This window comes from Bradyrhizobium nitroreducens (genome assembly GCF_002776695.1).
Lineage (GTDB): Bacteria > Pseudomonadota > Alphaproteobacteria > Rhizobiales > Xanthobacteraceae > Bradyrhizobium > Bradyrhizobium nitroreducens.
The window spans coordinates 2,959,286-2,975,757 of record NZ_LFJC01000003.1; the positions used below are offsets into that span (position 1 = coordinate 2,959,286).

20 protein-coding genes are annotated in these 16,472 nt (G+C 66.0%); 7 read left to right on the forward strand and 13 right to left on the reverse strand.

Annotated elements, in window-relative coordinates; all coding sequences use genetic code 11:
- Nucleotides 1-17: 17 nt before the first annotated feature.
- Nucleotides 18-326 carry an NIPSNAP family protein gene (locus TSA1_RS14530; protein WP_100176975.1) on the reverse strand — a complete coding sequence of 103 codons (309 nt, stop codon included), beginning with the start codon at nt 324-326 and terminating at the stop codon, nt 18-20.
- A 148-nt stretch (nt 327-474) separates the two neighbouring features.
- Between TSA1_RS14530 and TSA1_RS14535 the strand changes: the two genes are divergently transcribed.
- Complete coding sequence (locus tag TSA1_RS14535; protein ID WP_174718905.1) at nt 475-1,173, forward strand: winged helix-turn-helix domain-containing protein; 699 nt, start codon at nt 475-477, stop codon at nt 1,171-1,173.
- 246 nt (nt 1,174-1,419) lie between these two features.
- Nucleotides 1,420-1,668, forward strand: a complete 249-nt coding sequence (locus TSA1_RS14540) for a GCG_CRPN prefix-to-repeats domain-containing protein (RefSeq protein ID WP_097658768.1) — start codon at nt 1,420-1,422, stop codon at nt 1,666-1,668.
- 162 nt (nt 1,669-1,830) lie between these two features.
- On the opposite strand, the gene TSA1_RS14545 is transcribed toward TSA1_RS14540, so the two are convergent.
- On the reverse strand, nt 1,831-2,118 hold the full coding sequence (locus TSA1_RS14545) for a twin-arginine translocation signal domain-containing protein (RefSeq protein WP_100181124.1): 288 nt from the start codon (nt 2,116-2,118) through the stop codon (nt 1,831-1,833).
- 114 nt (nt 2,119-2,232) lie between these two features.
- Nucleotides 2,233-2,547 carry a hypothetical protein gene (locus TSA1_RS14550; RefSeq protein ID WP_174718906.1) on the reverse strand — a complete coding sequence of 105 codons (315 nt, stop codon included), beginning with the start codon at nt 2,545-2,547 and terminating at the stop codon, nt 2,233-2,235.
- 129 nt (nt 2,548-2,676) lie between these two features.
- On the opposite strand from TSA1_RS14550, the gene TSA1_RS14555 reads away from it, so the two are divergent.
- Nucleotides 2,677-3,330, forward strand: coding sequence for a glutathione S-transferase family protein (locus TSA1_RS14555; protein ID WP_100176977.1), 654 nt, complete (start codon nt 2,677-2,679; stop codon nt 3,328-3,330).
- A 73-nt stretch (nt 3,331-3,403) separates the two neighbouring features.
- Nucleotides 3,404-3,556, forward strand: a complete 153-nt coding sequence (locus tag TSA1_RS39675; protein ID WP_174718907.1) for a hypothetical protein — start codon at nt 3,404-3,406, stop codon at nt 3,554-3,556.
- 21 nt (nt 3,557-3,577) lie between these two features.
- Here TSA1_RS39675 and TSA1_RS14560 read toward each other — a convergent pair whose 3' ends face one another.
- The 3 genes from TSA1_RS14560 to TSA1_RS14570 all read right to left on the reverse strand — a co-directional run bounded on the left by TSA1_RS14560 (nt 3,578) and on the right by TSA1_RS14570 (nt 6,073).
- Nucleotides 3,578-3,925 carry a hypothetical protein gene (locus TSA1_RS14560; protein WP_100176978.1) on the reverse strand — a complete coding sequence of 116 codons (348 nt, stop codon included), beginning with the start codon at nt 3,923-3,925 and terminating at the stop codon, nt 3,578-3,580.
- A gap of 54 nt (nt 3,926-3,979) precedes the next feature.
- Nucleotides 3,980-4,477, reverse strand: a complete 498-nt coding sequence (locus TSA1_RS14565; RefSeq protein ID WP_100176979.1) for a hypothetical protein — start codon at nt 4,475-4,477, stop codon at nt 3,980-3,982.
- A gap of 63 nt (nt 4,478-4,540) precedes the next feature.
- On the reverse strand, nt 4,541-6,073 hold the full coding sequence (locus TSA1_RS14570; RefSeq protein WP_100176980.1) for an acyl-CoA carboxylase subunit beta: 1,533 nt from the start codon (nt 6,071-6,073) through the stop codon (nt 4,541-4,543).
- Nucleotides 6,074-6,211: 138 nt separating this feature from the next.
- On the opposite strand from TSA1_RS14570, the gene TSA1_RS14575 reads away from it, so the two are divergent.
- From TSA1_RS14575 to TSA1_RS14585, 3 genes are all read left to right on the forward strand, one after another.
- A complete protein-coding gene (locus tag TSA1_RS14575; RefSeq protein WP_100176981.1) occupies nt 6,212-6,616 on the forward strand; it encodes a DUF4260 domain-containing protein in 405 nt (134 codons plus the stop codon).
- 129 nt (nt 6,617-6,745) lie between these two features.
- Complete coding sequence (locus TSA1_RS14580; protein WP_100176982.1) at nt 6,746-7,342, forward strand: hypothetical protein; 597 nt, start codon at nt 6,746-6,748, stop codon at nt 7,340-7,342.
- A 78-nt stretch (nt 7,343-7,420) separates the two neighbouring features.
- A complete protein-coding gene (locus TSA1_RS14585) occupies nt 7,421-8,413 on the forward strand; it encodes a dienelactone hydrolase family protein (RefSeq protein ID WP_100181125.1) in 993 nt (330 codons plus the stop codon).
- A 304-nt stretch (nt 8,414-8,717) separates the two neighbouring features.
- Here TSA1_RS14585 and TSA1_RS14590 read toward each other — a convergent pair whose 3' ends face one another.
- The 7 genes from TSA1_RS14590 to TSA1_RS14620 form a co-directional block, all read right to left on the reverse strand.
- On the reverse strand, nt 8,718-9,536 hold the full coding sequence (locus tag TSA1_RS14590) for a penicillin-binding transpeptidase domain-containing protein (RefSeq protein ID WP_100176983.1): 819 nt from the start codon (nt 9,534-9,536) through the stop codon (nt 8,718-8,720).
- A gap of 73 nt (nt 9,537-9,609) precedes the next feature.
- The gene (locus TSA1_RS14595; RefSeq protein ID WP_028140989.1) at nt 9,610-9,873 is read right to left on the reverse strand and encodes an EscU/YscU/HrcU family type III secretion system export apparatus switch protein; all 264 of its coding nucleotides are present in this window, start codon (nt 9,871-9,873) and stop codon (nt 9,610-9,612) included.
- Complete coding sequence (fliK, locus tag TSA1_RS14600) at nt 9,870-11,462, reverse strand: flagellar hook-length control protein FliK (RefSeq protein WP_174718908.1); 1,593 nt, start codon at nt 11,460-11,462, stop codon at nt 9,870-9,872. The genes TSA1_RS14595 and fliK overlap by 4 nt, the downstream gene beginning before the upstream one ends.
- A gap of 51 nt (nt 11,463-11,513) precedes the next feature.
- Complete coding sequence (locus TSA1_RS14605; RefSeq protein ID WP_100176984.1) at nt 11,514-12,308, reverse strand: ATP12 family chaperone protein; 795 nt, start codon at nt 12,306-12,308, stop codon at nt 11,514-11,516.
- Between the two features lie 116 nt (nt 12,309-12,424).
- Entirely contained in the window at nt 12,425-13,666 is a 1,242-nt protein-coding gene (locus tag TSA1_RS14610) for an RluA family pseudouridine synthase (protein WP_100176985.1), read from the reverse strand.
- A gap of 52 nt (nt 13,667-13,718) precedes the next feature.
- A complete protein-coding gene (locus tag TSA1_RS14615) occupies nt 13,719-15,056 on the reverse strand; it encodes a replication-associated recombination protein A (RefSeq protein ID WP_100176986.1) in 1,338 nt (445 codons plus the stop codon).
- Nucleotides 15,053-16,459, reverse strand: coding sequence for a DegQ family serine endoprotease (locus TSA1_RS14620; RefSeq protein WP_174718909.1), 1,407 nt, complete (start codon nt 16,457-16,459; stop codon nt 15,053-15,055). Before TSA1_RS14620 ends, TSA1_RS14615 begins: the two co-directional genes overlap by 4 nt.
- Between the last annotated feature and the right edge of the window lie 13 nt (nt 16,460-16,472).

Genomic DNA, 16,472 nt, shown 5'->3' on the forward strand with positions numbered 1-16,472 from the left:
TCCTGCTGCTATCCGGCCTACACTACCACCTTGCGCAGGAAGGTGCGCTCTTCGGCGAGGATGAATTTGTGGTCCTCGGCGAAATGGAAGTTGGCCATGCCCTCCGCATCCTGCCGCAGCCGGGCGCGGTAGGCCTCATAGGCGGCGAGACTCTCGAAGGTGATCAGCGCGTACGCGATGTTGTTGGTGCCCTCGTGCGGCATGAAATAGCCGATCAGGTCGCCGCCGCATTTCGGGATGATGGTGAGCCAGCGCTTGGAATATTCCTCGAACTGCGCGCGCTTGAACGGATCGAGCTGGTAACGGATGAAGACGGTGACGGACATGAGGGGCTCCTGATCTTTCCTTGCGCGAAGCGCGAGCAACACTCTCGCCGCTGAAGCAACTGGATTGCTTCGCTTCGCTCGCAATGACGTGTTTGCAGCAACAGGCTACGCCCTTGCCCGACCACTATGCTTCGGCTACCATCGAAGCATGAAATCAGGACCCGACATTGCCATGGTCGCCTCGCTGGTCGGCGATCCCGCCCGCGCCAACATGCTCACGGCGCTGATGAACGGCCGCGCGCTCACCGCGAGCGAGCTGGCGCAGGAGGCCGGCATCACGCCGCAGACGGCGAGCTCGCATCTGGCCAAGCTCGAGGTCGGCGGGCTGGTCGAGCCGGAGAAGCAGGGCCGCCACCGCTACTATCGCCTCACCGACGACGACGTCGCCGGCGTGCTCGAAGGCCTCGCGGGTCTCGCCGCGCGGACCGGCCACATGCGGGTGCGCACCGGGCCGAAGGATCCGGCGCTGCGGCGCGCGCGGATCTGTTACGATCATCTCGCTGGCGATCTCGGCGTGCAGATGCTGGATTCCTTGCGCGAGCGGAATCTGGTCCGGCAGAAGAAGCAGGACATCGAGCTGACGGCCGAGGGCGAGCGGTTTCTCGCAAAACACCTGCAGATCTCATCCGACATGCTCACCCACCCGCGCCGTCCGGTGTGCAAGGCCTGCCTCGACTGGAGCGAGCGGCGGCATCACCTTGCCGGCACGCTCGGGGCCGCGATGATGCAGCGCTTCGCCGAGCTGAAATGGGCGGCACGTGACGCGACGCCCGGCAGCCGCGTGGTGAACTTCACCCGCACCGGCGAGAAGCAGTTTGCCGCGCTGTTCGGTAAGCCGAAGGACTGACAGTGGGCGCCGAGTGCCTCCCGCAGCGCGGCACAGTGCGGCCGAGCCCTCACAGCCCCCGGCGCCATGTCTGTCGCCTCAAGCAGCATGCTGAGGGAACGTTCATGCCGCATTCAGGTCCTGATTGGCAGGTTTGGATCGCGCCGTGTCGATATGTTGCAAGATTTGACATGTCGAATCGTGTCTTTTGATTCATGAGCGCCTAGCTCGCAAAGACTTGCCCCAAAGGACGAGAAGGAAGATCAAATGAAATACCTGTTCGCAGCCGCCATGCTCGCCAGCGCGGTCGTCGGTTTCAGCGAGGCGGCCAGCGCCGCCGAGGGCTGCGGCCGTGGGTTCTATCGCGGTCCCTATGGAAATTGCCGTCCGATGCGCGGCGCGGTCGTGGTGCGCCCGGCTCCCGTGTATGTAGCCCCACCGGTCGTCGTCGTGCCGCGTGCGCGCGTGTGCCCCTACGGCTTCCGCTGGTACGCCGGCCGCTGCCGTCCGTTCTGATCTCTCCGCATCGTAGAGATGGCCGCGCGGCGAAAGCCTGCGCGGCCATTTTCTTTGCGGCGGCTGCTGACGACGATTCGCTCGCTCGTGAAAATTGCAGCCCCCGGAATCGAAACGGGGATCGCCGGCTGCGATCCCCGTCCAATTCACGCCTTGCCGGGCTCACCAGCCATGGCGGCGGTGCCAGCGCCGGTAATGCCGGCGCCAATGACGGCGGCGCCAGCCCCAGTGGCGGTGATGGCCATGCCAGTGCACCTGCTCGGGCGTCAGCTTGGCGGCTTCCTCGCTGGTGGTGACGGCAGGATGAGCGTCGGGATTGCCTTGCGGCGTGCGAGCGGGATCACCGAGCGGCTGCGGCGACAGCGGCGCAGCCTGCGCGGCGGTCGCGGCGAAGGCGGCCGCGCCCGCCGTCACCCCCAATGCAAGTTTCAAAAAGTTCCGACGCTCCATGAGCATATCCTCTAGGCTAGCTGCAAGTGATGCAGAGGAAGTGTCGCGGTCACGACATGAACCAAGGCTGAATCTCGTGTTCAGATTCGTTGCGCTGCGGACATTCGGCGCGCGCTACTTCGAAAACTCCTGCGCGAGCACCAGCGTCTCGCGCGAGCGCTTGACGTCCGGCCAGTCGCGGATGAAATCGGCGACGAGCTTTTGCAAGCGGTCCCCCTTCAGCATTGCTGCGAGCTTGGCCTCGTCGTCGAACTGATACATCGCCTGGTGCAGCGAGGGGTCGTCGAGGCTCCAGAATCGCCAAGCCTTGCCGACGCCAAATGCCTTCACCGCGTCGGGCAAATGTTCCGTCTCGTACCATCGATCGAAGGCGGCGCGCTTTTCGGCGTCGGGAACGATGGCGCGAACGACGAGGAAGGCTGCTGGCATCGGGTTTCCTCCTGTTGTTTGGCACGAACCTAGCCGCTTCAGCGGCCGGCGACAAAAAGAGTTGGCGGGAGTGTCGGAACGAACGCTCCTCGCTCGTCCTTGCTTTGAAACCGGACACGGAGACAGCAGATGGCCGACCTCACCCTGACCACGTTCGATTGGGTTCCCGAAGCGCCGCGAGGTTTCGTGCGCGACCTGCGCGTGCGCTGGGCGCTCGAAGAGGCCGGCCTGCCCTATCGCGTCGCCAGCACGCCTATCGACGATCGCGGCGCTGCGCATCTCGTGCACCAGCCGTTTGGCCAGGTGCCGTGGCTGACCGACGGCGACCTCTCGATCTTCGAGACCGGCGCGATCCTGCTGCATCTCGGCGGGCTGAGCGAGAAGCTGATGCCCACCGATCCGCGCGGCCGCACCGAGACGACGGAATGGGTATTCGCGGCACTCAACTCGGTGGAGATGGCGAGCCTGCCCTGGGGCATGTCGCAATTCATGGGACATCCGACCGACACCGCGGCGTGGAAATTCGTCGACGACTTCCTCAAGCTGCGGCTGAAGCATCTCGAGCCGGTGCTCGCCGGCCGCGAATGGCTGGCCGGCTCCTTCTCCGTCGCCGACATCCTGATGTCGGACGTGCTGCGCGTCGTCGATGGTTTCGGAGGGCTGGCGGACAGTCCCGCCTGCCGCGCCTACGTCGCGCGCGCGACCGGCCGCCCGGCGTTCATCAAGGCCCACGCCGACCAGATGGCGCATTTCGCTGCGGCGGATGCGGCGCGCAAAACGTGATGCGCCTCACATAACCAATCCCGTGTCCGGGATACATTCGCCAGCGAAAGGAAGCAGTTTCGAAAGGTGACCCATGGTCCGCATCGAATATCTCAAGCGACAGATCGCCCGCGCCGAGCGGCTGGCCAAGGCCATCCTCGACCGCCAGACCGCCGACCGGCTTCAGGCCTTCGCCGCCGAATGCCGCACCGAATTGTCGGAGCTGACGCTCAAGTCCGCCGCATAAGGCGTGCTGGCGCTGAATGCGTCACACCAGCTTCAGCGGCGCATCGGCGACGACGCGCAGATCAATGCTGCCGATCAACGCCGCCCGCCGCGCCTCGGCAGCGCTGATGGCGTCGTCCGTCTGCCGCAACGTCGAGACGTTCGAGCCGAGCGAGACGATCCCGCCCAGCACCAGCGCAATCGATCCGAGCGCCGCGGTCTGACCGAAGCCAAACACACCGAGGATCGTCACCACCAGCAGCGCGGCACCGCCGCCGATGGCGATCTTGGACGCCAGAATGTACTTCCGGCACCGCTCGGCGATCTCGGCGAGCCGCTCGATGCGATCTTCGATGTCGGAGATTTCGTCGGTCGGATCGTCTTCGGTCATTGGATGTGTGAGCGCGCAGATCGAGGGACAAACGAAGTTCAGTTGTAAGGCATCCTAGGACACCGGAATCACACACGCAGGGATAGGCCCAATCGACATAGCGGGCTCGCGCGAAGAACCACCGGGATCGACCGATAAATTGGAAGCGCTTGCAGCGTCGGGCAAGACCCTGACGCGAACAGTGACTCGGTCCCGCCTTCGATCGGTGATCGCTTCATAGCGCAGACTATCCGGCCCGCTATAACCGGGTCGTGCCAAGTAGAAGATGCTTATGCCGCGGATCCAGCGCCCGATACAGGCTTGATCCCTTCCAGAGTCGCCCGCCACCTCGAAATCCTCAATACGATAACAGACGATTCCATGTTCCGGTGACTTCACGAGCGAGAGTCGGGGGAGTTCGACCGGCGCGCACGTATTGTCGGCGTCGGCGTAGCCTTCGATAACGGTCTCCTCCGACGCCCGGGCAGTGACGGTCATCTCGTTGCCCTGCGCGAAGCACGAGATGTCCATCGCCAGGACTGAGGACAACACGCCCAAGATCAGGCGCCGCAATCCAATGGCGCGCCGCCATAATCTCGATCGACGACGCCAAATTGCCACCGACGTGCCCTTCCCTCACAACGGCAGATTGTCGTGCTTCTTCGCCGGCGTTTCCACCTTCTTGTCCTTCAGCATCGCCAGCGCCCTTGCGATGCGCTTGCGCGTCGAGTGCGGCATGATGACGTCGTCGATGTAGCCGCGCTCGGCGGCGATGAAGGGTGACAGGAAGCGGTCTTCGTATTCCTTGGTGCGGGCGGCGATCTTGTCGGGGTCGCCGATGTCGCTGCGGAAGATGATCTCGACCGCGCCCTTGGCGCCCATCACCGCGATCTGCGCCGTCGGCCAGGCGTAGTTCATGTCGGCGCCGATTTCCTTGGAGGCCATGACGTCGAAGGCGCCGCCATAGGCCTTGCGGGTGATGACGGTGACCAGCGGCACGGTGCATTGCGAGTAGGCGAACAGCAGTTTTGCGCCGTGCTTGATCAGGCCGCCATATTCCTGGCTCGTGCCCGGCAGGAAGCCCGGGACGTCGACGAAGGTGACGATCGGGATGTTGAAGGCGTCGCAGAAGCGGACGAAGCGTGCCGCCTTGCGGGATGCGTCAGAGTCGAGCACGCCGGCCAGCACCATCGGCTGGTTGGCGACGAAGCCGACGGTGCGCCCCGCAATGCGGCCAAAGCCGGTGACGATGTTCTTGGCGAACATGTCCGCGATCTCGAAGAAATCGCCCTCGTCCACGACCTTCAGGATTAGCTCCTTCATGTCGTAGGGCTTGTTCGGATTGTCGGGGATCAAGGTGTCGAGCGACATGTCGACCCGGCCGATGTCATCGAAGCTCGGCCATTCCGGCACGCCGTCGGTGTTGTTGGACGGCAGGAAATCGATCAGGCGACGCATCTGCAACAGCGTCTCGACGTCGTTCTCGAAGGCGCCGTCGGCGATCGAGGAGCGCGTGGCGTGCACGGAAGCGCCGCCGAGCTCTTCGGCGGTGACCACTTCGTTCGTCACGGTCTTCACGACATCGGGGCCGGTGACGAACATGTAGCTGGTGTTCTTCACCATGAAGATGAAGTCGGTCATCGCAGGCGAATAGACGTCGCCGCCGGCGCAGGGGCCCATGATGACGGAGATCTGCGGGATCACGCCCGAGGCCAGCACGTTGCGGCGGAACACATAGGAATAGCCGGCGAGCGCGGCGACGCCCTCCTGGATGCGGGCGCCGCCCGCGTCATAGAGGCCGATGATGGGCGCCCTCGCCTTCATCGCCATGTCCTGGAGTTTTGTAATTTTCAGCGCATGCGTTTCGGAGAGCGAGCCCCCGAACACGGTGAAGTCTTTCGCGAAGACAAACGTCTTGCGGCCATTCACCGTGCCCCAGCCGGTGACGACGCCGTCGCCCGGCACCTTGGTCTTCTCCATGCCGAACTCGGTGGAGCGGTGCTCGACGAACATGTCGAACTCCTCGAACGATCCCTTGTCGAGCAGGAGCTCGATGCGCTCGCGCGCGGTCAGCTTGCCGCGGGCGTGCTGCGCCTCGATGCGCTTCTCCCCGCCGCCGAGCTTTGCGCCGGCACGACGATCTTCAAGGGCGTCCAGGATGTGTTTCATTTGCTCCCGCCAGTTCTTAAGTGATGCGGGGTTCTAACACGGCATTTTGCGGACCGGAAAGCGCCTTTCCGCGCCGCAGGGCTGCCCTGTCCGGGCCAAAAGCGTGAGAGATTACAAAGTTTTGCCCGGGAGGCGAGCATGGACGAGAGAATGGCCGAGACCGGTGCGGCAACGGGCGGCGTCAACATCCTGCTCCGGCTGGAGGGCCTCACCCTGTTTATCGGGATGGTGATGCTCTACTGGGCCTGGGACGGCTCCTGGCTGGTCTTTGCCCTGCTCTTCTTCGTCCCCGATCTCAGCTTCCTGGCATACCTGTCCGACGCCAAATTCGGCGCGTTGGTCTACAACGCCGCCCACAGCTATATGGCGCCGGTGGCGCTGCTGACGCTGGGCTTCGGCCTCGGCTCGCCGCTCACCTTGTCCATCGCTCTGATCTGGCTCGCCCATATCGGCATCGACCGGGCACTCGGCTATGGCCTGAAATATTCCGCCGGTTTCGGCTTCACCCATCTGGGCCGGATCGGGCGGCAAAAGGAGGCCTGAACCCCGGCGCCGGCCAGTTGACCGGGCCGGCCGATTCAGGCTTGCTTCGCGCTTGCGATCAGGCGCCGAATGTTGCGTGAGCCCAGTCGGTACGGCGGCGGTCCCCAGGCCCTGGCTCAGCATCACCTCATGTCCGCGACGGTCGTCCCCCTGCCGCCGAACTCATCGTCCGAAACCATCGACTTCCTGCGGCGGATGGCCAGCATGGTGTCGGGGCGGAACGGCGAGATGCTGCTGCGCGCCGCGAGCCTGATCGAGCAGCTCGGCCAGCGGGCGATGTCGGCCGAGCGGCTCTATCACCAGCAGCAGATCGAGAGCACCCGCAACGCCGAGCTGCGCGAGGCCGCCGAGCTCGCCTCCGATGCCATGGTCGGCCAGATCGAGGCGCTGCGGGCACAGCTTGCCGAGGTCACCGCGGCAGCCGCAGCCGAGCGTGCCGCCTTCGACGCCGAGCGCGGCAAGCTGATCGACCTGATGCAGAATGCCGAGAGCCATATCGGCAAGCTCACGACCGAGCTGGACAGCTTGCGCGCCTCGGTCGACAGCTTCAACGAGACCGTGGTCTCGGTGCCGATCGAGGTGCTGCGGCTGGCGCGGACTCAGTTCGATGTCCTCTCCGCCGGCTTTGCCCGCAGGGGCGACGTGATCTCGCAGGCGATGAGCGAGATCGGCGGCTTTGCAATCGACCAGGCGCTCACGGCGAAGAAGACGGCCGACAAGGCCTGAGCCCAGCGACAGCCGGTGTCAAATTGACAGGGCGCGGCTGCGTTGTTCTACTCCCGCAAAATCACCAGGGAGGATCCGATGCCGACGGCATTCCGCGTCGCTGCAACGCTCATTGCGCTCTACGCGTCCACCATGCTCGCCCATGCGCAATCCCTGCCCAAGGAAGTCGCCACCCGCGCCGAGATCTACCCGATCCCCTCCCTCACCCTCTCCGACCAGCAATTCCTCAGCGGCGATGCCGCCGCCGGCAAGCCGGTGACGGTCGCCGGCGAATTCCGCGTCGCGCAAGGCACCGGCAAGCTTCCCGTCGTGGTGCTGATGCACGGCTCGAGCGGCGTCGGCGCCACCACCGAGGCCTGGGTGCACGCCTTCAACGCCATGGGCATCTCGACCTTCGTGATCGACGGTTTCACCGGCCGCGGGCTGACGGTGGTCGGACCGAACCAGGCCCTGCTCGGCCGGCTCAATCTGATCATCGACATCTACCGTTCGCTTGAGATCCTTGCCAAGCACCCGCGCGTCGATCCCGATCGCATCGTGCTGATGGGTTTTTCGCGCGGCGGACAGGCAACGCTCTATGCGAGCCTCGACCGCTTCAACAAGCTCTGGAACAAGTCCGGCATCCAGTTCGCGGCCTACGTCCCGTTCTACCCGGATTGCTCGACGACCTATGTCGGCGACAGCGAGGTCGCGGCGCGTCCCATCCGCATCTTCCACGGCACGCCCGACGACTACAATCCCGTGAAGAGCTGCAAGGCGTTCGTCGAACGGCTCAAGTCGGCCGGGCACGACGTGGTGCTGACCGAATACCCCGACAGCGCGCACGGATTCGACAGCGGCCTGCTCGGCGTCAGCACCGTTGCGGTGTCCGCCAATGCGCAGACCGTGCGCAACTGCAAGATCAAGGAAGGCGACGGCGGCGTGCTGATGAACGGCGACACCAACGCGCCCTTCACCTACAAGGACTCCTGCGTCGAGCTCAATCCGCATGTCGGTGGCAATCCGAAGACGGCCGCGGAGTCGCGCAAGGCGGTGGAGGAGTTCCTGCAGGTGTTGTTCAAGCTGGGGTGAGTGGCAGTTCGGCTTGCACCGCTGCCGTAGGGCGGGCAAAGCGAAGCGTGCCCACGAATTGCGGATGACGGAAAGAGATCGTGGGCACGGCGCTGCGCGCCTTTGCCCACTCTACGGCAGCTCCGCCTTGGGCGCCGGCGTCCGCACCATATCCTCCGTCATTGCGAGCCACCGGGTCCGCGCGACGCGCGGCCCGATGACAGGCTCCGCGAAGCAATCCAGACTGCCTCAAAGGAGAGACTCTGGATTGCTTCGTCGCAAGAGCTCCTCGCAATGACGCCGGAGACTGGCGCGGCAGCGCTAGTTAGATCGCGCCGATCTCGGCAAGGCAGGCTTGCGTCAGCGGCATGCGCTCACCGACGAGCCGCGGCTCCTTGCAATCCATGTTGAGCGCGAACACCGTGTGCGCCTCGCCCTTCTCGGCCCAGCCGACCATCCAGCCGAGTGATGGCTCACCGCGCTCGGCGCCCAAGAGGCCGGACTTGACGCGAATGACGCTGTCCCCCACCTTGGTCACCGGCAGGATGTCGGCAACGAGATCCTGGCTACGCTTGGAGACCGGCAGCGCGCGGCGGCGCAGCCGATCGACGAAATCGACCTGCTCGACCGGGTCGATACGCAAATTCCCGGTGAGCCAGAACTGGTCGATGCCGCCGCCGATATCGCGATTGCCGTAGTCGAACTCATCGACGTATTTCTGCATGCGTTCCTGGCCGATGCGGCGCGCGATCTCCTGATAGACCGGCACGGCACTCACCGCGATCGCGCTGCGCAGCGTGTGATCCTTGTTCCAGGCCTCGATCGGACGCGTCACGCCGTCCCATGGGAACACGTCCTTGTCGGGATCAGTGACGACGCCGGTCTCCAGCGCAATCAGCGAATTCGCAACCTTGAAGGTCGAGGCCGGCAGCTTCCCCTCGCCCGAGCGCTCCTTGTCGCTGGCGACGACCAGATAATCCTCGACCTTGTAACCGACGAAGGTGCCCGACGTGCCGAGATCGGTGAAGCGCTTTGCGAGACTGTCACGGATCTCGTTCCGCGGCGGCGCGACATGCGCGAGCGCGCGTTGCGGCAGGATGGCAGATGCGGCGAGAAGGCCGAGGGCGGAACGGCGGGTGATCAAGAGCGATATCCGTTGAGCAGTGAAAGCGACCGCGACCATGCAGCCGCTATCGTGGTGAAACGATGACAGCGCGTCAGCGTCCTCGGCCCGACAGCCGCAGCACGAACACCAGCACCTCGGCGACGGCCTTGTAGAGATCCGGCGGGATCTCCTCGCCGAGCTCGACCTTGGACAGCGCGCCGGCCAGGACCTCGTTTTCCTCGATCGGGATGTCGTGGGCCTTGGCGATCTCGACGATCTTTTCGCCGATCGTGCCTTTGCCCTTGGCAACGACGACCGGCGCGTTGGTGCCCTTCTCGTAATGCAGCGCGATCGCGAGCTTGGATGGATCGCTCATGTGGCGCGATCCAGGAAATGGCCGGCGCGGGCCGGCGCCGGCTGCGGCGGGGTACCATCACGGACCACGATGTCGCCGGGCTTGAGCTCGGCCCTCATCAGGGCCTGATTGAGCTCACCGACGCCGGCGCGGAGCTGCTGTGCGGTCGCCGGCCGCTCCGCCCACATCCGCACGAAGGTCTTGTCGCCGCTCAGCGTAATCAAGGCATGAACGGGACCGGCCGGCTCGACGTTCAGCGTGAAGCGCGCGCGCCAGGCCTGCTTGGCGGGATCGGCGGATTCGTTGCCGCCGTCGCGCGAGATCTCGAACTGCGCCATCGCGGTGCCTTGCGGCGTCGCAAAGGGAATCTCGAAATTCCACTGCGGCACGGCCGGGTCGATCCGATGACCGCTGGCGTCGGTGCGATCAGGGAGCGAGGCGACCTGCAACAGCGTTTGCCGCGCGATTGCGGCGTCGGTGTCGTCGAGCAGGCGATGCACCGTTGCGGGGAGCGGCGTATCGGGCGCGAGCGATGGCGATGCGATGGGCTGTGGCGCCGGCAGTGCGCCACGGAACGGCGGCGGTGTCGCGCGCGCGGAGGATTCGAAGATGTGGCCGTCGGGCACGGCCTTGTTCGAGCCCGGAACGTTGCCGGTCAGGCGCGGCAGGTTTTGCGTGACCTCCTGCAGCAGGGTCGCGGCAAGGCCTGCGGACATGGTCTTGGGCATCGCGGCCTGCGGTGGGCCGCCGGCGATGTCGGCGAGCACGGCAGCGGCGGGATTGGCGTTGCGGGGCGTTTGCGGTGATTGGGCGACGTCGGGGCCGGATGGCGGCAACGCGACCGGCGCGGCGGCGACCTGCGCTGTCGGCGTGGCGCTCGTCGGAAGCGCGGCGGCCTGGGTCTGCGGCGCCGCGGTTTCAATCGTGGCCAGCGTCTGGCGCAACACCAGCAGCGCTGCTTTCAGATCCGGCACGGTACCGGAGGACGGCGTCGCGCCCGCGGCAAGCGAGGCTTCGAGGAACAGGCCTGATTTCTGGAAGGCGGATTCGATATCGCCGCCATCGAGGGCGGTGTCGAGCGGCGTCTGCTGCGCCAGCACGTCGAGCACCGCCTGCTTCAGCCCCGCCGGCAGATCGCTGCCGGTGACGACGGCCGCTAGATTGGCGAACAGCGGCGCCTGGCTGCCCTGCCTGGTGACGGCCTCGGCGGAGGCGACGGTGACGGCGACCTGCTCCGCCGGCGTCAGCGTGGCGCGTGCCGCGCTCGCGGACGGCGCAAGCGGCGGACTTTCAACCAGCGACGCCGCACGCGGCGTCAGCGTGATCTGATCGGTCGCCGCCTCGCCCGCCCCGTTGATGACGGCGAGACGAATGGTGCCGTCGTTCTGCGACACCGCGAGCTGGAGATTTTGCCCCGGCGTCAGCGGCACCTCCGACATCACATCCATCGAGAGGTTGGCGATCGCGATCCGCACCAGATTGTCGGCCATCACGCTGAGGACCCTGGCGTCCACGACGCTGCCGGCCTGCAGCACGAGTTCAGGCGTCGTCGCATCAGCCGCGGGGCTGGCGGCACTGACGGGAAGGATGGAAGTGACCGGCGTCGGCATCTCAGGGGCCCAAGGGAGCCCCACCCTAACGCCGCCGTCGTAAACCTCTCGTTAAGGACCTTTGGCCACGGAGGCCTGTGCCGCCGCCAAAACCGCCACGGCAGCCTCGAAATCCCTGAGGCGCGTGGCCCGGCGGGCGGCCGCCTCCTCGTCCACGCCCCATTGCTCGCTGTTCCAGTCCTCATCGACATGGGCGGCATCCCAGACCTGGCCGGCATCGCGCACGCCATGGGCCAGGGCCAGCGCCAGCAGCGCCGAGCCGGTCAGGGTCGTCACCACATGGAGCGCGGCGACCGACCAGGCATCCCCCGGCAGCGCCGCGCGGGCGGCCCGAAGCGCCTCGTCCGGCTGCTTCACATGCATGACGCCCTCGGACAGGATGAAATGCGCTCCGAGCGTCTCCGCCGCCCAGAACAGCACGGGATCCCAATGCGCGGCCTCGCGGGCGACGAGCCCTTCCGGGTGGCCGGCGCGGTAGAACAGCAGGTCGGACTCGAGATATTTTGCAAGGTCCTCGGCGACGAGCTCGACGCGATCCACCACGCCCTCGACCACACTGTTGGCAATGCGCGTCAACGGCATGCTCACCGGATCGATGCTCTCGCCCTGAGCCGCCCATTCCCCGGCTACGGCATCGGCGAGTGTCCGCGCAGGGATCACCACCTGGCGACCCGACGGCGTGCGGATCGGCTTGCCGTCGAGCGTGATGGCAAAGCCGCCCTCGGTCTCGGTGACGCCGGCCTCCTTGTAGAAGCGCTTGCGCCGCGGCGTGCGCGCGGATGCGCGCGCCGATTCCCGCGGATCCGGCGGAGGCTGGCTTGCTGCTTCTTCGAACAATTCGCGCATGTGAGTCTTCGGTTCCGGTCGCTGGATGCCAGGCTTTTAGGATAAGCCCTGTGGCCGATAAAGCGAGCAGCAGGCATGAGGGAACTTGCGGGCCACGGGGCCGCTCGCCAAGCCCCCTACTCCTCCGGCGCGTTCTCGATCGGGTCGAACCGGCTCGCATCCAGCCCGAGCAGATTCCACGACTGCTGCATGTGCGGCGGCAGCGGCGCGGTGGCGTCGATCACCCCGCCACGCGGATGCGGAATGACGATGCGGCGCGCCAAGAGATGCAGCCGATTCTGCAGGCCGCCCGGCAGCTGCCAGTTCTCGATGTTGAAATATTTGGGATCACCGACGATGGGATGGCCGATATGAGCCATGTGGGCGCGCAGCTGGTGAGTGCGGCCCGTCACCGGCTTCAGCGACACCCAGGTCAACTTGTTGCCGGCGGTCTCGACCACCGCGTAATAGGTCACAGCATGGCTGGCGCCCTCGTCGCCGTGCTGGGCGATGCGCATGATGGTGTCGTCCTCGCTCTCTTCCTTGGCGAGGAAGGTCGAGATGCGGCCCTGCTTCGGCTTGGGCAGGCCCGGCACCAGCGCCCAATAGACCTTGCGCGCAGATCTGGAACGAAATGCGCCGGTCAGATGCGAGGCGGCAAAGCGCGTCTTGGCGATCAGCAGGCAGCCCGAGGTTTCGCGATCGATACGGTGCACGAGGCGCGGCTTCTGGCCCTTGGCATCCCGCATCACCTCCAGCATCTGGTCGATGTGCCGCGTCATGCCCGAGCCGCCCTGCACGGCAAGGCCGGCCGGCTTGTTGAGGACGAGGACGTCGTCATCCTCGTAGATCGTCATCTCCTTGAGCGCCTTGAGCGTCTTCTGCGCGGCCTCCGAGAGCTCGCCGACGGCCTTCGGCGCATCGACCTTCAGCGGCGGAATGCGGACGCTCTGGCCCTCCTCCAGACGGTCCTTGCTGTCGACGCGCTTGCCGTCGACGCGCAGCTCGCCTTTGCGGACGACGCGCTGGATGTGCGAGAACGACAGGCCGGGAAAGCGCGCTTCGAGAAAACGGTCGACGCGCATGTTGTTCTCGTCGGCCGTCACTTTGACGGTCTGCACCTTGGTCGGCAGCAGCGCCTCGGCAGATTTTTCCGGCGCCGGCCTCTCGAATTCGACCTTCTCCAGTCTGGCCTTGGGCGGACGCCGCTCGGAGCGCTCGGCGGCAAAGCGCGACGGCTTGGCGCCGGGTTTACCGCCCGGCTTGCCAGCGGGACGCGGCCCGGCCTTCTTCGCGCTCCGCGCCTGATGCGGACGCGACTCGTCGCGCTCATCACGCGAACGCGGCTTTGGGTTCATTCTCTTGATACGGCGGCTCATGGCTGCCTGCGTACCCTAAAAGGGGGCTCCCGTCACGGCGAAATGGCCATTTCTACCGCGACCCGCCCCGCTCCTTGCGCAGCTTGGCCCAGTAGTCCAGCCGCTTCCGGATCTCGCGCTCGAAGCCGCGCTCGGGCGGGTCGTAGAAGGTCTGGCGGCCCAGGGCTTCCGGGAAGTAGTCCTGGCCGGAGAAGGCGTCGGGGGTGTCGTGGTCGTATTCGTAGGCTGCGCCGTAGCCTTCCGACTTCATCAGCTTGGTCGGCGAATTGAGGATGTGCTTCGGCGGCAGCAGCGAACCGGCCTGCTTTGCTGTTTGCATCGCGGCCTTGAAGGCGGTGTAAACCGCGTTCGATTTCGGCGCGGTGGCGAGATAGACGACGGCCTGCGCGATGGCGAGTTCGCCCTCGGGATGGCCGAGGAAGTCGAAGGCATCCTTGGCGGCATTGGCGATGACGAGGGCCTGCGGATCGGCAAGCCCGATGTCCTCAACCGCCATGCGCACGACGCGGCGGGCCAGGAACAGCGGATCCTCGCCTGCATCCAGCATGCGGCAGAGATAATACAGCGCCGCATCGGGATCGGAGCCGCGCACCGATTTATGCAGCGCCGAGATCAGATTGTAATGGCCGTCGGCCGACTTGTCGTAGATCGGCGCGCGGCGCTGCAGGATCTCCTGCAGCTGTGCGGCGTTGAAGATCTCGTCCGTCCGCGCCGAGCGCCAGACTTCCTCGGCGAGCGTCAGCGAGGCGCGGCCATCCCCATCGGCCATGCGCACCAGAACGGCCCTCGCCTCGGCATCAAGCGGCAGCTTCCTGCCCTCGACCGCCTCGGCATGTGCGAACAGCTTCTCGATCGCAGCCGCATCGAGCGAGCGGAACACCAGGACGCGCGCGCGCGACAAAAGCGCCGCGTTGAGCTCGAATGACGGGTTCTCCGTGGTGGCACCGACCATCACCACCGTGCCGTCCTCCATCACGGGCAGAAACGAGTCCTGCTGGGCGCGGTTGAATCTGTGCACCTCGTCGACGAACAGCAGCGTGCCCTTGCCCATCTCGCGGCGGGCGCGCGCGGCATCGAACGCCTTCTTCAGGTCGGCGACGCCGGAGAACACCGCGGAGATCTGCTCGAAATGCAGGTCCGTCGCATCCGCCAGGAGCCGCGCCACCGTGGTCTTGCCGGTGCCGGGCGGGCCCCAGAACACCAGGGATCCCAGCGTGCGCGTCTCCAGCATGCGCGTCAGCGCGCCGTCGGGGCCGAGGATGTGATCCTGGCCGACGACCTCCGACAGCGCGCGCGGGCGCAGCCGGTCCGGCAGCGGATGCGGAGCCTCATGGTCGAGCCCCGCCGCGGCGAAGAGAGTTGGCGTCTGCTGTGGTCGCTTCGGACTCATCCGCCCAGCGTGACGTTGATCTGCTGGCCACCGCGCACCACCGTGATGCGCCAGAGCCGCGGACGTTCTGCGGCGGCTTTCTCGAGGTCGCCGGTCTTGCTGATCTTCTGGTTGTTGACGGCCAGGATGATGTCGCCCTTCTGGAAGCCGACATTCGCAGCCGCGCTATCGCCGCCGAGGTCGGTGATCACGACGCCCTCTGTGTCGGCGTCCAGATGCAGCTCGTCGGCCACCGCCGGCGTGATGGTCGAGACCTTCGCGCCCTGGAACGGCGAGCGCGCGGTGACGACGAGCTCGTTGCGTCCGGTATCCGGCGCGGTCTCCAGTGCCACCGTCAGCTTCAGCGGCCTGCCGCCACGCTGCACGTCGATCTGTGCGGTGCCGCCGAGCGGACGGGTGGCGAAGCGATAGTCGAACGCGTTGGGATCATCCACGGTCTGGCCGTCGATCCCGGTGATGAGATCGGAGGATTTCAGGCCGGCCTTCGCGGCGGGGCCGTTCGACACCACGCTGGCGACCAGCGCACCGGTCGGCGAGCGCAGGCCGAGACTCTCGGCGATCTCGGGCGTCACTGCCTGCAGCTTCGCACCGAGCCAGGGACGCTTCACCGCCTTGCCACCCCCCTTGGCTGAAGCGACGACGACACGCACCATGTTGGCGGGAATGGCAAAGCCGATTCCCTGCGAGCCGCCGGAGCGCGAATAGATCGCGGTGTTGATGCCGGCGAGCCGGCCGTTCATGTCGACCAGCGCGCCGCCGGAATTGCCGGGATTGATCGCCGCATCGGTCTGGATGAAGAACTGGTAGTCGGTGATGCCGACCTGTGTACGAGCCAGCGCCGAGATGATGCCGTGGGTCACGGTCTGGCCGACGCCGAACGGATTGCCGATTGCGAGCACGACGTCACCGACCAGCAGCTCGTCGGAGTTGGTGAATTCGAGCGCCGGAAACTTCTCCTTCGAATCCTTCAGGCGCAGCACCGCAAGATCGGTGCGGGAATCCTTCAGCACGATCTCGGCCTCGAACTCGCGCTTGTCCGACAGCGATACCTTCACCTGGTCCGCGCCTTCGATGACGTGGACGTTGGTGACGACGAGGCCGGACGAATCAACGATGACGCCGGAGCCCAGCGAGCGCTGCACCTGTTCCTGCTGCTGGCCCGGCACGCCGAAGAAGCGACGGAAGATCGGGTCGTCCAGCAGCGGGTTGCGGTTCTGCACCACCTTGGCGGCATAGACGTTGACCACGGCCGGCTGAACCCGCTGCACGATCGGCGCATAGGACAGCCTCAGCTCGGCCGGCGAGGACGGGACCCGACGGTCTTGCGCCGCGGCCGGATTGAACTGGGCGGAAAAGGCTATGCACAAAGCCGTGACGACGGCGGCCGAGATCGATCGAAACATTCCTACCTCTTGG